Source organism: Gemella sp. 27098_8_149 (genome assembly GCF_041433745.1).
Lineage (GTDB): Bacteria > Bacillota > Bacilli > Staphylococcales > Gemellaceae > Gemella.
The window spans coordinates 1-514 of the sequence record NZ_JAPWCB010000043.1 but is presented as its reverse complement, the minus strand read 5'-3'; the positions used below and the strand labels follow the sequence as shown (position 1 = coordinate 514).

The window sequence follows — 514 nt, the reverse complement described above, 5'->3', positions numbered from 1 at the left end:
ATCTTCCTTAGAAGCTTTTAACATTACAAATCCATGTTCATGCTGAAGCATATAAAATTTTTGATTATCTTTTAGACTATCATCAGTAATATCTAACTCTTCAAGGGCTTCTACCTTAATAAAAGTATAACCACTAGATTCTTGGAATTGATTTCCTTCTTTATACTGCACTTCTGCTGATTTCGTTCTATCTTCATATAGTCTTATGGTCGATGCGATACTAAACAAAACAAACAATATTGCCCAGAATAGTATTAACCATGTTCCTCTTAAATAACTCTTTCTCATAACTTTCCTTCATGTCCTTAATTATTTAGATTTTCTATAATTATACTTTTTGTTTTCTTTAGAAATTTTTGAAATACCCTCTATTCGTTATTTTTAGATATTCTCTTAACGTTCTAATGTTTTTATATTTTTTATCAAAAATTATATCTTACTGTTTTTCCAAAGGTTTGTTTTAATGTTTTTCCTAATTCGTCAATATCTTCTCTTGAATTTTTATAGTTTGAGC

At 27.0% G+C, this 514-nt stretch carries 1 pseudogene; it reads right to left on the bottom strand.

The features are described 5' to 3' along the window. Window positions 1-288, bottom strand: a pseudogene (locus O3801_RS08515) (hypothetical protein); the annotation flags it as partial. Window positions 289-514 lie beyond the last annotated feature (226 nt).